Genomic DNA, 15,241 nt, shown 5'->3' with positions numbered 1-15,241 from the left:
GAGGAAAATCATGTTAGGATTGAAGTTTAATGGCACTTGGCGCAACTACCAAAAACAGGTCTTGGACAATTTCCAAGAATACCAAGCAGATGGTCATGTCCACTTGGTGGCAGCACCAGGTTCAGGAAAAACAACCATAGGAATCGAGTTGATAGCCCGCTTTGATAGGCCTGCCCTAGTTTTGGTGCCGACGGTGACCATCCGGGAACAATGGGTGGATAGGATTCGCCAGGCCTTTTTAGAGGATGAAAACCAGATCACAAGTCTCGTGTCTCAAAATCTCAAGGACATGAAGCAAATCACCATCGCCACCTATCAAGCCTTTCACAGTGCTATGCAACAGGTGCAATCTCAAGAAGATAACGGCGAGGTTGAGGACTTTGTAGGCTTTGACCTGCTTGCCAGACTCAAAGAAAGGGGGGTCGAAACCCTCTGTCTGGACGAATGCCATCACTTGAGAAATGAATGGTGGAAAAGTCTAGAAGACTTCCGTAAAAACTACCAGCAACTGCAAGTCATCTCTCTCACTGCGACACCGCCTTATGACAGTGAACCAGAACTATGGGATCGCTATCTCCAGATGTGTGGCGAGATTGACCAAGAAATCACAGTTCCAGAACTGGTCAAGGAAGACACTCTTTGCCCTCATCAGGACTTTGTCTATATCTGTTTTCCGACTAAGGAAGAGGACAAGCGCTTGGAAGAGTTTGAAGACACCAAGTGGCAGTATGTCAGCCAACTAGTCGTTGATCCTGACTTCCAAGATTTGATTCGGAGTTCCAAGGTCCTCAAAGGGGAAATTTCTGCGGATATGCTCCTTGAGGATCCCAAGTATCTCTCAGCGCTCCTCATTTATCTACAGGCTCAAAAACAGGAAATTCCCAAGCATCTACGAGACTTACTAGGTGCTGAAGGCTTGCCTGCTCTTAATTACTATTGGCTAGAAGTTCTATTGCAAGGCCTTCTCTATCAGACTCCTGACTGGTATGAGGATCCGCAGGAGACAAAGAAAAAGATAGAAGCTGAACTGAAATCAAGAGGGTTGATTGAAAAACGTCAGGTTTTCTTGGTCAAATCCAAGGCCAATGACCAAATCCTCAACCAATCTCTAGGAAAACTAGCTGGGATTGCATCTATCTTTGAAACCGAGTATGCTAGTCTAGGTCAGGACTTGAGACAGTTGGTCTTGGCGGACTATATCCGTAAGGATTTTGCCAGTTATCTGGGAGATGACCAAGCACCAATCACGCAGTTAGGTGTCCTCCCTTACTTTGAAACCATTCGCAGAAGTGCACAAAAGCAAGGCTTGTCTGTCCCTATAGCAGTCCTTTCAGGTAGTGTCGTGATCATACCCGCGAGTGTCAAGGCAGAACTCGAAGAACTCATCCCAACTACCAATTTAACCTTCTCTGCCATCGGAAAACTCGATCAAGGTGCCTATCTCCAGGTAGGCTTTCCATCCAGCTTTAAGGGGATGGTCGCAGCAGTGACTGAGCTCTTCCAACGTGGTTCTATCCAGGTCTTGGTCGGAACCAAGTCTCTCTTGGGAGAAGGATGGGATGCGCCTTGCGTCAACTCTCTCATCCTCGGAAGTTTTGTCGGAAGCTTTATGCTCAGTAATCAAATGCGGGGCCGTGCCATCCGTATCTGGCCAGGACATCCAGATAAGACCAGCAATATCTGGCACCTAGTAGCCATCAAACCTTACAAAAATCCAGCCTTTTCTAATGAAAATCAAGAAGAACAAGACCTCAATCCATATCAGGACCTGCAAACCCTTGCCCGTCGTATGGACCATTTCCTCGGCTTATCCTATAAGGAAGATACCATTGAAACAGGTCTGGATCGCTTGAACTTTCCTGAGTTCCCATTTAAGAAAAAGAACCTTGAAGACTATAACGAGAAGATCATGGAACTATCCAAGGATCGTGCCTCCCTTCGTAAAAAATGGCAGGAATCTCTCATCGTTGCAGATAAGATTGAGATTGTCAATGAAGTTGCGACCGACAGTAAACGAATCCCTCTGCTTGCCCTAGCGGATGCTGAAAAGTGGCTTCGCTACGCTCTGATGGTATTTGCCATTAGTCTCCTGGCTTATGTCGTTCGACTAACCTTCTTTGCCTTGCCATGGTTGACAGCTCTTTGTGTCCTCTTCCTAGCTATCACAGCCTTTCGCTTTTACAGCTACAAGAGTCCTTATAAACGCTTGCGCCAGATCGGTGAAGCTATTCGCAAAGCCATGGTGACTGCCGGACATTTGTCTGATGACCAGTCGCGCGTGCAAGTCGATGAGGACAAGGACAGCTTTAACGTCTTTGCCTATCTAAAAGGTGGCAGTATGCGAGACAAGGAACTTTTTTCCAAGGCCTTAGGAGAGTTCTTTGCCCCAGTGGACAATCAACGCTACCTCTTAGTCGCTCAAAAAGCACCAGCAGGTCAGTCCAAGTATTTCGTAGTGCCTAGCCTCTTTGAAAAACGCAAGGAAGATGCCCAGCTCTTCCAAAATGCCGTCGCACCACACATAGGCAATTATCAACTCGTCTACACCCGCAACGAAGCAGGCAGAAAAATCCTGCTCGAAGCCAGACTCAAATCCCTAGCCAACAAAAATGACCGCATCATCACTAAGAAAAAGGTCAAAAGTGCTTTGAAATAGAAGGAAGTGAGCGTTTTCTTCTAGGAATATGATATAATAATAGATAATTAAGAATTCGATAAATTGGAGAGATAGTCTGAAAGATATTGTTAGTAAAAATAGACAGTTCTGACTAGCAAAAGGAAGTTTTATGGCAAAGAGAAAAGATTTTTCTGAACTAACCAGGGTACAAATCCCAGCAGCTCTGCATCTCATGCGTATGGGCTATACCTATCTTCCTCGCAATGGGAAGGAGATTGCAGAAAGAGATCCAGATACCAACATCCTTGTATCTGTTTTTAAGGAGCAATTTTTAAAATTTAACAACTACTTGACAGAGGATGACTTTGAGAGAGAACTAGCCAATATCAAGTTGGAACTAGATCAAAACGACTTGGGGCGTTCTTTCTTTAAACGTCTGCAAGGTCAGGAAGATGCCATTTATATTGACTGGGAGCATCCTGAAGCCAATACCTTCCATCTGGCGCTTGAAGTTACTTGCCAAAATGGTCAGGATGAATTTCGTCCGGATATCGTTATTTTTGTCAATGGTTTGCCTCTTTCTTATATCGAAGTGAAACAGCCCAATGCGATTCGTGATGGCAAGACTGGAATTCAGTCAGAGCAGGATAGAACCAGATACCGTTTTGAAAACCGTAAGTTCCGTCGTTTTAACAATATCACCCAGTTGATATCCTTATCTGATAACTTAGCGTATATCAGTGGACAAGGTCAGCAAAAACAGGGTTCTTATTACGGTTCAAACGCCTATTCAAAAACCAAATTTAATGCCTTCAAGGAAGAAAGAGTAGAAGATTTCCTTCATTCCCTTTCCCCTCTAACCGAGGACCAAATCGACTTTGTCCTAGAAGACATGAAGCGCTTTGCCCTCAAGTCCCAGCCAGAGTTTACAACAAATCTAAACCCTGATACACCTTGCAATGCCTTTTTGTCTTCTTTGTACCAGAAGGAACGTCTGCTCTTTATGCTTCGTTTTGGTCTTGTCTATGTAGAAGAAGAGAGTAAGGACGGTCAGATGCAACTGCAGAAGCACGTTATGCGCTATCCTCAGTATTTTGCGACACGTGCTATCGAAGAAACGATCGCAAAAGGTGTCAAGAAAGGGGTTATCTGGCATACCCAAGGTTCAGGTAAGACTGCCTTGGCTTTCTTCAATATCCGCTATCTAACTAACTATTTCTCAAAAGAGGGAATCGTTCCTCAATTTTACTTTGTCGTCGATCGTTTGGACTTGGCAGACCAGGCCTTTAAGGAATTCACCAAACGAGGCCTCAAGGTTAAGCGCATCAATAACCCACAAGAACTCAATCAAAAACAAGACGGCTATGATGTCGCTGTGGTCAATATCCAGAAGTTTAAGGATGATTCAGATCTGACAGACCGCTCTGGCTATGATCTCAACCGCCAAAATATCTACTTTATCGATGAAGCCCACCGTTCTTACAATGAACGAGGTTCCTACTTGCCAAATCTCTATCAGGCAGATACCAAGGCCATTAAGATTGCCTTGACAGGAACGCCCCTCATCACCTATAAGAAAGATGGCAAGACCAAGGAAAGTCATGCGACCACACGTGATATCTTTGGGGATTACATCCACAAATACTATTACAACCAGTCTATCGATGACGGCTTTACCCTACGCTTGATGCGAGAGGACATCGAGACCTCCTATAAGGACAATCTCAGATCCATCAACGAAGAAATCCAACGTGGCGACCTTTCCAAGGAAGATATCTTTGCCCATCCCCACTATGTGGAGCCTATGTTGGACTTTATCATTGAAGACTTTAATCGTGCTCGTAATCTGGTCTTTGATGACCAGACCATCGGTGGCATGATTGTCTGTGACTCGTCCAAGCAGGCGCGTGAGCTTGAAAAGCAATTAGAAGAACGACGTCAAGCTGGCTCAACCACCTTGACTTCCGCTCTCATCCTCCATGATGAGGGAGACAAGGAAGAGAAGAAGGACAAGGTAGACGCCTATAAGGAAGGCAAGATTGACCTTGTCATCGTCTACTCTATGCTCCTGACAGGATTTGATGCACCTCGGCTCAAGCGCCTCTATCTAGGACGCAAGATCAAGGCTCACAACCTTTTACAAACACTAACACGTGTCAATCGCCCCTACAAGGACTATCTCTTTGGCTATGTCATTGACTTTGCGGATATTTCTAAGGAGTTTGACAAGACCAATCGTGCCTATCTGGAAGAACTCAATCAAGAATATGATACGGCGCTAACAGGAGAAAATGGCGAGGATGTTTTTGGTTCTCTCTTTGTGTCAGCAGATGAAATTTCTCAAGAGTTGAGCAAGACCGAGCATATCCTCATCGACTATCCAACGGATAATCTAGAATACTTCTCCCAAGCCATCAATGATATCAAGGATAAGAAGCAGTTAATTGATCTTCGTAAGGCCTTGGAGTCTATCAAGCAGTACTACAATATCGCCCGTCTCCTCGGCTACGACCACCTGCTCCAGCAGATTGACATTGCCCAGATTGCAACCCTGCTCAATGTCCTCTCTAGACGGATGCTGACACTGTCTCTGATAGATAAACCAGATGACTTCTCTAGCCAAATGCTCTTAAATTTAGCTATGTCTGAGACCAGTTTTAGTTTTTTCAAGATTGCAGAAGAAGAACTTCGTCTAGCGGCTAACGACCTGGAAGATTTGAAACGACGAGTGGCAAGTGGGATTAAAAACCAGCGTGATGAAAAGGATCCTGAGTGGGTTTCTCTCTACGAAGAATTTCAACGCATCATGCAAAAACATTTTATCTATGGTCAAGAAGGCTACACAATGGAAAATATCAAGGAAACCCAAAAAGACTATGAAGAACTTTTTAAGTCTGTGGAGGACTATCATACTCGTATGAGACGTTTGACCATGAACTTTAACGGAGATGAAATGGCTGCACGTTCCTATAAGCATGTGACCAACTCGACTATGGTCAGTGATTTTCCTGCTATTTACCATGTTATCAAAGATTCTAAGGTCAAATTAGACCATAGAATCGGTCAAAATCAAGGGGTTCTAGATAATGAGGAATACCTAAAGCGAATGATTCGCGAGCAAGCACGCAAAGAGATGAAAAGTACAGAATCAGCTGGAAATGAAAAGTTGACAAAACAAGACTTCAACAATCTTGTTGAAGCTTTATTTGAAGAATATGAACAGGAATATCAACACTAATGAATGAAACATACAAAGTCCAAGTCCAAGGTTTGGTAGATGATTTGAAAGCTGTCTTTACCCACGCGGGACTAGGAGGAGAAGCGGGTGAGTATAAACTCCTCACCCAGTCCTTCCTCTACAAATTTTTAAACGACAAGTTTTTGTATCAAACCAAGGTGCTGGATGAGTCCAACACCTATGAAAACTTGTTGGCTATGAGTGAGGAAGACTACGACTGGCTCTTGGAGGATATCGGTACCAGCACGGCTTGGCTCAAGCCAGACCAGTTGATAGAAACCCTCCACCGTCAGCAAAATGAGCCGAATTTTTACGAAATTTTTGAAAACACCCTCAACCAGATCGCCATTGACAATAATGATATCTTCTCTGTGCATACAGACGGGGACACAGCTATTCGTCTCTTTGATGAGCGTTTGATTACGGATACTATCTCAGATAGCAGTAAGCGCAACGAGGTGGCAAAAGCCATCATCAATCTCCTTGCACGCGTCAAGTTTGATGAGACCATCTTTTCACAAGGTTTCGACTTTTTCTCCACTCTCTTCGAGTACATGATCAAGGACTACAACAAAGACGGTGGTGGTAAGTATGCTGAGTACTACACACCCCACTCTGTGGCTAAGATTATCGCTGACATTCTGGTGGGATATGACCAGCCATCAAACGTGCGGATCTACGACCCGTCTGCTGGTTCGGGCACCTTGCTTATGAATCTGGCTAGTCGTATCGGTGTGGATAAGACTACTGTTTACAGTCAGGATATCTCGCAAAAGTCATCCAATCTCCTCCGTCTCAATCTGATCTTGAACGGACTGCAACACTCCATTCATAATATCGTACAGGGAAACACCATTATCGCTAACCGTCATCCAGAAAAGATGGACTATATCGTGTCGAATCCTCCTTTCAAGCTGGACTTTTCAGAGTGGCGTGACCAAGTGGAGACCTTGCCAGAAGCCAGTGAGCGTTTCTTTGCAGGTGTGCCAAAGGTTCCTGCCAAGTCTAAGGACAAGATGGCGATTTATGAGCTCTTTGTCCAGCATATTATCTACTCCCTGAAACCAGATGGGCAAGCAGCCGTTGTCTTGCCGACAGGCTTTATCACTGCCCAGTCAGGGATTGACAAGACCATCCGCCAACACTTGGTGGACAATCAAATGCTGGCAGGTGTAGTTTCTATGCCGTCCAATATCTTTGCGACGACCGGTACCAACGTTTCCATCCTCTTTATTGATAAGAAAAACAAGGGAGATGTCGTCCTTATCGATGCCTCAAACCTCGGAACCAAGGTCAAGGAAGGCAAGAACCAAAAGACCGTGCTATCTTCTGAAGAAGAGCAGAAGATCGTCGAGACCTTTATCCAGAAGGAAGCAGTCGAGGACTTTTCTGTCACCGTCTCTTATGAGGATATCAAGGAGAAAAACTACTCTCTCAGTGCAGGTCAATACTTTGATATCAAAATTGACTATGTAGATATCACAGCAGAAGAGTTTGAAGCCAAGATGACCGCCTTTCAAAACAAACTCTCAGACCTCTTCCAGCAATCGCATGCATTGGAGCAGGAGATTGAAGAGCAAATGAAGGGGTTGAAGTATGAGTAGTATAAGGTTAGGGGAGATTGGAAAAATCTCAATGTGTAAGAGGATATTAAAATCTCAGACAAATGAATTTTCAGGAATCCCTTTTTATAAGATCTCAACGTTTGGTGGTACTCCGACAGTCTATATTGATGAAAAGATTTATCGTGAATACAAAGAGAAATATTCATACCCTAAAAAAGGTGATATTTTAATTTCTGCTGCAGGAACAATTGGGAAAACAGTAATATTTGATGGAGAAGATTCGTATTTTCAAGATTCCAATATAGTATGGATAGAAAATGATGAATCAAAGGTAACAAATCAGTTTCTTTATTATTTTTTACAGACAAATCCTTTTATTACTACAAATGGAAGTACCATAAAAAGATTATATAACGATAATTTAAGAGATACTAAGATACCGAATGTTCCTTCAATCCAACAACAAAATCAAATAACAGATATTTTGGGTACTTTGGACAAAAAAATCCAAACCAACAACCAAATCAACCAAGAGTTGGAAGCCATGGCCAAGACCCTCTATGATTACTGGTTTGTGCAGTTTGATTTCCCAGACCAGAATGGCAAACCCTACAAATCATCAGGTGGAAAGATGGTCTATCACCCAGAACTCAAACGCGAAATCCCAGAGGGGTGGGGAGTTGAGAAGTTGTCACATTTTCTCACGATTAAAAACGGTAAAGATCATAAACACTTGCTAGATGGGAAGTTTGCTGTATATGGTTCAGGTGGGATTATGAGAATGGTTACAGACTATTTATATTCAGGTGAGTCGATTCTCTTTCCAAGAAAAGGTACATTAAATAATGTAATGTACGTAAATGAGAAGTTTTGGACTGTAGACACAATGTTTTATTCAGAAGTCAATAAAAACAATTCAGCATTGTATGTATTCTATTCAGTAAAAGATATTGATTTTAATAAATTAAATACAGGAACGGGAGTCCCAAGTATGACTTCTTCAATTTTATATGATTTAAATATAATTGTTCCCGAAGAAAATATTTTAGAAAAATTCAATACGATAGTTAAACAAAACTATGAAACAATCAAATTAAATAGTATTCAAAACCAAGAACTCACCCAACTTCGTGATTGGCTTTTGCCAATGCTGATGAATGGACAGGTTATAATCTAATGTTTAGGAGATAATGATATGAAAAAGAGACTAAGGTTATTTCATTTTTCTAAAGACCAATACGGAGAACCGTATTATTCACCGGGTACAATTTTTGATGATTCTTTTGAAGAATTCAGTAAAATTGTAGAAGATTTAGATTCTAGAATAATTAAATGTATTGATGATAAATATGCTAAGAACTTCAGATTTAAGAGACCTTCTTCACAGATAGTAACAAATGTATCAGAGATTTTTGAAAATGAAGAAAATTTCGATAGAAATTCAGAAGATATTGCAGGTAAGTTTCAAGAATCAATTGGACGTAGATTTCAAAATGATTTTTATTTAGTCGTACTTACAACTGAAATTGACAATAGAGAAATTCTTTTTCTTGTTAAGATGGAGACAGGAACGGCAATTCAAGTTTCTGATGAAAATACATTAAGGACATTGGATAAGATTCTTCCAGATAAGAAATCCAGACTTCAAAAGGCTACTGTAATCTACAAAGATAAAACAATTCAGTTTAAAGATAATAGAGAGGAGCCAAATTCAGAAAGAACAAATATTCACTCAAGAGTATTGGATAGAACCGATGATAATATATCGGGTTATTACTTCAAAGTATTTTTGGATAGTGATAACGTTATAGATGATGAAGATTCAGCAGCTAGAATGGCTATACAAGCGATTGAAACTATCGTTAAACCATACATAAAGTCTGAAGTGAGTCCAGGAATTGTAAAAGAAAAGTTAACAAGTTTTTTATCTCAGAGAAGAGATACATCATTTGAAGGGCTGATTCAAGAGGTTAGCGATGTATTAGACTTTAATATAGAAAATAGAGAAACAGATATAGAAAAATTATCACAGGAAGCTTATGACTTAGCGAAAAGAAAAAATAATACTGTTGTAGCTAGTTTCGTAGCAAAGTTATATCGTCCACCTAAAGTAACATATGTAGCTCAGGGAGATGAACAACAAATTAAAATAAGCTTTCTTAAAAGTCTAGAGAGTCATAGAGATGTTTATTGGGATGATGACGACGACGATTTTTATGTTTTAAAAATTAACAAAGAAGTAATTACTCTGATTGAGAGGTGATTACATTGATAAAACAACTTATTAAGTATGTTAACAATTTTAAAAATGTTACTGGACGTATCAATATTGATTCCAAAGAAAAAAAGATTGTCTATATTTTAGAATTCGAAATTTCAGAAAATGAGTTAGATGATTTTAAGGAAAAGATTAATAGTTATAAAATAAGTGAACTGGAAATAACTTGTAATAATTACCCGTTGGAATTATGTAAAGAAACTAAGGAAATCAATAAGATTGCTGTAACATTGAAACAAAATCAATTTCCTTTAGAGAATCAATTATTATATTTTAGAAACAGTAATGACTTTTACACATTTGAAAAAAAGTTTTTAAAAATCACGACATTTAAAAGTCTCGAAAATAGGAATACAAAGATAAGAATCTGGATTCCAGAAGAAAATAGCGATATATATTCGCCCGTTTTTTCACTTTGTGACGAAAATTTACAGATACCTGATGTATTAATTTCAAAAACAGAGTTTAATCATAATTTTCTATGTTCTCTTCCTAAAATAATTTTAGATAGAAATTTTGACGAATTTAAAATCGAGACACTTGACGGTTTTCTATGTATAGTTTCGGAAAGAAAAATATCCAAGGATGAATATATTATAAGCTTTGAAAAAAATGCTATTTTAGAAATGAATAGTATTGAAATAGATGATATAGATTTATTTGGTGTTCTCAATCAATTATTTGACTTTATTTTTTATGATGACAAAACATATTATGAAAAGTTGATAATTTTTAGAAATGTTTTTTCTGAATTTATCAAGCGACAAAATACAATTAGTAATAAAGATTTTCAGTGTATTTTAAAAGATGTACAATCGAATTATAATTTATTTATCAATGATAAATTGAAAAAGTTTATCTCTGATAAACAAAAGTTAACAGAAGATTTTTCAAAACTGCAAAAAGAGATTTTGATCAGTATAAAAAATATTTCTAATACAATATCTCAGCAATTTTTAGTTTTAATTGTAACAATATTAACTACCTTTATTTTTAAAAATTTTAATACAAGGCTAGCGATGTCCCTAACTGTATATTCTGGAATATTTTATTTAATTTGTATAATTATAGTAAACAAAGCGAGAGGATGGGATTTTGATTCTAAATCTATAATATCAGAGTGTGATACTATTAATAAAAATTATGATATGTTGTACAGTATAGATAAAAGTTATATTAATGATTTGAAAGATTCTGAAAGCTATAGAACTGAATTAGAACGGTTAGAGAAAATTGAAACTTTATATAAAAGGTTTATTTATGGACTCTTATGCATTTTAATAGTTATATTGATTCTGATTTATAAACATAATGAATTGTATACTCAAATTTTTTTATATAAACAAATAGTCGATTTTTTACTACCGTAAAATTTAAAAACAACAATATTCACAGAAAGAAGACATAAATTGGGATGGCTACTTTATATATGCTATATTGTGGAAATTGATTTCACTGAGGTGGAAGAATGGATAAGCGAAGGCAGATTTGGAGACTAAAATGAAAAAGAGTTTTTCGAACTCAGAGAAAGAAATTTTAGGTTTGATTTATATTCCGATTGAGCAAGTTACTAAATTAGTTGGAAGCTCGGTTCAGTATTGTAACAATATTCTTGTCAGAAAGAATGAATCGAATTATTTTGTTGTGAATGATAATATTGCAGAAATTGAATTTCCGGATGAATGTGAAACAGGCTATATTGAGTGCCATTCAAGAGATGATTATAAAAGACCTATTGGAGCTAAATTTTTTATCAAACAAGGAGATGGGGAATATAAGAGAGGTAATACAGTTAACCCTTCTTTTTGGGACATCTTAAACAAAAATCATGATTATGAGAGTTTTTTTCATAGAGGACATATCATAGCATCAGCATTTGGTGGAGATAAAAAAATGCCCAATACCAGAAATAGGGGGAAATTATCCCAGTTCATTCAGACGAAGTGGAGCAACGAGAATGATTATGGGTTAAATCCGTACTGTCAATGGCGTTTTGAAGAGAAAATTAAAGAAAGAGTAGTGACAGATTCAGTTTGTATTGATTCTCGTCCCATTTATCGAAATAAAGCGGATAAGATTCCAATTGGAATTCACATGCAGGCGGTGACAGAGAAAGAGTCGCTATTCAATGTCTTTATTCCTAATATTGATCCAAATATAAAAATAAATTATAAAAATTGCACATTTAAATTAAATAAGTAATTGCATTCAAGTAAAACACAACTTTGTTTCCGTATTTCCTGGGAACTAGTAAAAGTTAAGGAGAAATATGGAAAGCAACAACCAACATGCCCTTTGTCAGCAACTCTGGGCGGAAAATAAATACCTTGTTTTGAGCCATTCCAGCAATATTTACAAGGATATTCGTCAGTATCTCAAGCAAGAAGTGGTGGAGGTGAGTCAGGTTCAAGAGATGATTGACCGTGCCTGTCAGATTCCAGAGCACAGGGGTCAAGTTTGCAACGCCTTCCAGCATATTTGGGGCTATTTTAAAAAGCAAGCTAGCCTTGACGAGCGCAAAGACTATATGCTCTTGCTGGATCGCTATCGCTTTGCTCAAGCTTCCAAGGAAGACTTGATTGCTAAGACGAAAGACTTGCTTGAACGATACCCAAATGCTTATCTGCAACATTCTACCTTGTTGAAAGGAGACTCCCATGAGACTTTGGCATGAGGCTTTGATTTCACAACTGCCCCGCCCTCAGCTCTTGGGACAACATCGAGAGTGCTGTGCCCTTCGTGGCAATGGCTGGGGCAGAAAGCATGCGACGGTTGACTATGTCTTTACCCACTCGCCCTATCACCTCTATGCCTATCATGACTTGATCATGGAGGAGATGGCTGACCGTGGCTATAAGGTAAGCCCAGAGTGGCTGGACAAGAACTACCGTGGCAAGACCTGCCCACCTTATCAAGACTTAGCAGAGGAGAAGTTGGCTAGTCCTATATACAGCGAACATGATGCTGCCTACTATAAGGAGTGTTTAGCTAATCTCCGTGACAAGGGAATCAACCTATAGTCTTTTCTAATAGCAAGCCATAGGTAGCTTTCAATTCAATATTTTTTTGCGAAGAACTAGCAACCTTGAAAGGCTACTAATCTATATCTATCAAAGGATTTGGGGAATCTTCTCCAAATCTTTTTTTGTCTTTTAAATCGAGATATAGTTTCAAACTATATCAAAGCCTAATTTTTTACAATTATACAGACAGTTTCTTTTCTGTTAAGATAGTTTCAACAACAATTTTTGGAGGACAAAACATGTCAACTACAATTATCGGTTTCCCTCGTTTGGGTGAATTCCGCGAATTAAAATTTACAACTGAAAAATACTTTAGAAAAGAAATCTCAGAAGAAGAACTCTTGGCTGCGGCTAAAGAATTGCGTGCAAAACACTGGAACATCGTCAAAGAAAAAGGCATCACTGAAATCCCATCAAATGACTTTTCTCACTATGACAACTTCCTTGATGCTGCTTTCCTTTTCAACGTAGTTCCTGCATCAGTACAAAACTTAGAATTGTCTGATCTTGAACGTTACTTTGCTTTGGGACGTGGTTACCAAGGAGAAAAAGGGGATGTTCGTGCCCTTCCGATGAAGAAATGGTTCAACACTAACTACCACTACATCGTTCCTAAATTTGAAAAAGACACTCAAGTAAAATTGGCTGGTCACAAGATTTTCGATGAGTTCCAAGAAGCTAAAGAATTGGGTCTTAACACTCGTCCTGTCCTTGTAGGTCCATTCACTTTCCTTCAATTGTCAGACTTTGAAGAAGGCGTGAAAGCAGAAGATTTCGTAGATAGCTTAGTAGCTGCTTACCAAGATGTTTTTGCAAAATTGGCTGAACTCGGTGCAACTCGTATCCAACTCGACGAAGCTGCTCTTGTCAAAGACTTGACAGAAGAAGAAAAAGCTCTCTTCTTGAACATCTACAACAAACTCTTGGCTGATAAAAAAGGTCTTGAAGTCTTGCTTCAAACTTACTTTGGAGACGTTCGTGACGTTTACGCTGACCTTGTGAAATTGCCAGTAGATGCGATCGGTCTTGACTTCGTTGAAGGTAAGAAAACTCTTGAACTTGTTAAAGGTGGCTTCCCAGCTGACAAGACTCTTTATGCGGGTATTGTCAATGGTAAGAACATCTGGCGCAACAACTACGAAAAGAGCTTGGCTATTCTTGAGCAAATCCCAGCTGAAAACATCGTTTTGACAAGCTCATGTTCACTTCTTCATGTGCCATTTACAACAGCAAATGAAGACTTTGAACCAGCTATCTTGAACCACTTTGCATTTGCAGTAGAAAAATTGGATGAGATCCGTGACTTGGATGCTATCCGCAACGGTCAAGGTGCAGAAGCTCTTGCAGCAAACAAAGAACTCTTTGCAACTGAACGTGTTGGTGAAAATGCTGAACTTCGTGCGCGTATCGCTGGATTGACTGACGCAGACTACACTCGTTTGCCAGCCTTCGCTGAACGTGAAGCGATCCAAGAAGAAGCTTTCAAACTTCCAGCTCTTCCAACAACTACCATCGGTTCATTCCCTCAAACTAAGGAAGTACGTGCTAAACGTTTGGCCTTCCGTAAGGGTGAATTGTCACAAGAAGAATACGATGCCTTTCTTGCTGAGACTATCGACGAATGGATCAAATGGCAAGAAGAAGTTGGATTTGACGTGCTTGTACACGGTGAATTCGAGCGTAACGACATGGTTGAGTACTTCGGTCAAAACTTGTCAGGTTACCTCTTCTCTAAGAATGGTTGGGTACAATCATACGGTATGCGTGGGGTTAAACCACCAATCATCTGGGGTGATGTGACTCGTCTAAACCCAATCACTGTGAAATGGTCTAGCTACGCACAAAGCCGTACGGACAAACCTGTTAAAGGTATGTTGACTGGACCTGTTACCATCCTTAACTGGTCATTCCCACGTGAAGACATCTCTATCAAGGATTCTACTCTTCAAATCGCTCTTGCTATCAAGGATGAAGTTCTTGACCTTGAAGCTGCAGGCGTGAAAATCATCCAAATCGACGAGGCTGCTCTTCGTGAGAAATTGCCACTCCGTCGTAGCGACTGGTACGAAGACTACCTTGACTGGGCTATTCCAGCCTTCCGCTTGGTACACTCAACAGTAGCACCAGATACACAAATCCACACTCACATGTGTTACTCAGAATTTACAGATATCATCCCAGCTATCGACAACATGGATGCGGACGTTATCTCATTTGAAGCTAGCCGTTCAAATCTTGAAATCTTGGACGAACTCAAAGCTCAAAACTTCCAGACAGAAGTGGGTCCTGGAGTTTACGATATCCACTCTCCTCGTGTGCCTAACGAAGGCGAAATCGACCACACCATCGAAGCCATCCTTGCTAAAGTACCAAGCAAGAAAGTATGGATCAACCCTGACTGTGGTTTGAAAACACGTGGTATCCCAGAAACGAAAGAAAGCTTGATCCGCCTTGTAGACGCTGCGAAAGCTGCGCGTGAGAAATTGTAAGAAAAGACAGTTCTCTCTACACGGTTGATCA

At 39.8% G+C, this 15,241-nt stretch carries 10 protein-coding genes; all 10 read left to right on the top strand.

What is annotated here, in order from left to right; genetic code table 11:
• Positions 1-10: 10 nt before the first annotated feature.
• The 10 genes from ACXYSM_RS05430 (at position 11) to metE (ending at position 15,210) form a co-directional block, all read left to right on the top strand.
• Positions 11-2,656, top strand: coding sequence for a DEAD/DEAH box helicase family protein (locus ACXYSM_RS05430; protein ID WP_458634630.1), 2,646 nt, complete (start codon positions 11-13; stop codon positions 2,654-2,656).
• 130 nt (positions 2,657-2,786) lie between these two features.
• Entirely contained in the window at positions 2,787-5,855 is a 3,069-nt protein-coding gene (locus ACXYSM_RS05425; RefSeq protein WP_458634629.1) for a DEAD/DEAH box helicase family protein, read from the top strand.
• Positions 5,855-7,459: an HsdM family class I SAM-dependent methyltransferase gene (locus tag ACXYSM_RS05420; RefSeq protein ID WP_458634628.1), complete on the top strand. Its 1,605-nt coding sequence runs from the start codon at positions 5,855-5,857 to the stop codon at positions 7,457-7,459. The genes ACXYSM_RS05425 and ACXYSM_RS05420 overlap by 1 nt, the downstream gene beginning before the upstream one ends.
• Positions 7,452-8,597 carry a restriction endonuclease subunit S gene (locus ACXYSM_RS05415; RefSeq protein WP_458634627.1) on the top strand — a complete coding sequence of 382 codons (1,146 nt, stop codon included), beginning with the start codon at positions 7,452-7,454 and terminating at the stop codon, positions 8,595-8,597. Before ACXYSM_RS05420 ends, ACXYSM_RS05415 begins: the two co-directional genes overlap by 8 nt.
• 18 nt (positions 8,598-8,615) lie before the next feature.
• A complete protein-coding gene (locus ACXYSM_RS05410; protein ID WP_458634626.1) occupies positions 8,616-9,683 on the top strand; it encodes a hypothetical protein in 1,068 nt (355 codons plus the stop codon).
• A complete protein-coding gene (locus ACXYSM_RS05405; protein ID WP_458634625.1) occupies positions 9,680-11,068 on the top strand; it encodes a hypothetical protein in 1,389 nt (462 codons plus the stop codon). The genes ACXYSM_RS05410 and ACXYSM_RS05405 overlap by 4 nt, the downstream gene beginning before the upstream one ends.
• 130 nt (positions 11,069-11,198) lie before the next feature.
• Positions 11,199-11,900, top strand: coding sequence for a DNA/RNA non-specific endonuclease (locus tag ACXYSM_RS05400; RefSeq protein WP_458634624.1), 702 nt, complete (start codon positions 11,199-11,201; stop codon positions 11,898-11,900).
• Positions 11,901-11,967: 67 nt separating this feature from the next.
• On the top strand, positions 11,968-12,372 hold the full coding sequence (locus ACXYSM_RS05395) for a YbgA family protein (RefSeq protein ID WP_458634623.1): 405 nt from the start codon (positions 11,968-11,970) through the stop codon (positions 12,370-12,372).
• Complete coding sequence (locus tag ACXYSM_RS05390; RefSeq protein WP_458634622.1) at positions 12,356-12,718, top strand: TIGR02328 family protein; 363 nt, start codon at positions 12,356-12,358, stop codon at positions 12,716-12,718. Before ACXYSM_RS05395 ends, ACXYSM_RS05390 begins: the two co-directional genes overlap by 17 nt.
• Before the next feature lie 242 nt (positions 12,719-12,960).
• Positions 12,961-15,210: a 5-methyltetrahydropteroyltriglutamate--homocysteine S-methyltransferase gene (metE, locus tag ACXYSM_RS05385; protein WP_458634621.1), complete on the top strand. Its 2,250-nt coding sequence runs from the start codon at positions 12,961-12,963 to the stop codon at positions 15,208-15,210.
• The last annotated feature ends 31 nt before the right edge of the window (positions 15,211-15,241 follow it).

Source organism: Streptococcus sp. V940 (assembly GCF_054353495.1).
Note: the sequence above shows the minus strand (reverse complement) of the source record. Positions and strands in the feature narration are given on the sequence as shown.

Bases quoted from the DNA above. Each gene is read 5' to 3' on its own strand.
- ACXYSM_RS05430 (WP_458634630.1), top strand. From the start codon at position 11: ATGTTAGGATTGAAGTTTAATGGCACTTGGCGCAACTACCAAAAACAG.
- ACXYSM_RS05425 (WP_458634629.1), top strand. From the start codon at position 2,787: ATGGCAAAGAGAAAAGATTTTTCTGAACTAACCAGGGTACAAATCCCA.
- ACXYSM_RS05420 (WP_458634628.1), top strand. From the start codon at position 5,855: ATGAATGAAACATACAAAGTCCAAGTCCAAGGTTTGGTAGATGATTTG.
- ACXYSM_RS05415 (WP_458634627.1), top strand. From the start codon at position 7,452: ATGAGTAGTATAAGGTTAGGGGAGATTGGAAAAATCTCAATGTGTAAG.
- ACXYSM_RS05410 (WP_458634626.1), top strand. From the start codon at position 8,616: ATGAAAAAGAGACTAAGGTTATTTCATTTTTCTAAAGACCAATACGGA.
- ACXYSM_RS05400 (WP_458634624.1), top strand. From the start codon at position 11,199: ATGAAAAAGAGTTTTTCGAACTCAGAGAAAGAAATTTTAGGTTTGATT.
- ACXYSM_RS05395 (WP_458634623.1), top strand. From the start codon at position 11,968: ATGGAAAGCAACAACCAACATGCCCTTTGTCAGCAACTCTGGGCGGAA.
- ACXYSM_RS05390 (WP_458634622.1), top strand. From the start codon at position 12,356: ATGAGACTTTGGCATGAGGCTTTGATTTCACAACTGCCCCGCCCTCAG.
- metE (WP_458634621.1), top strand. From the start codon at position 12,961: ATGTCAACTACAATTATCGGTTTCCCTCGTTTGGGTGAATTCCGCGAA.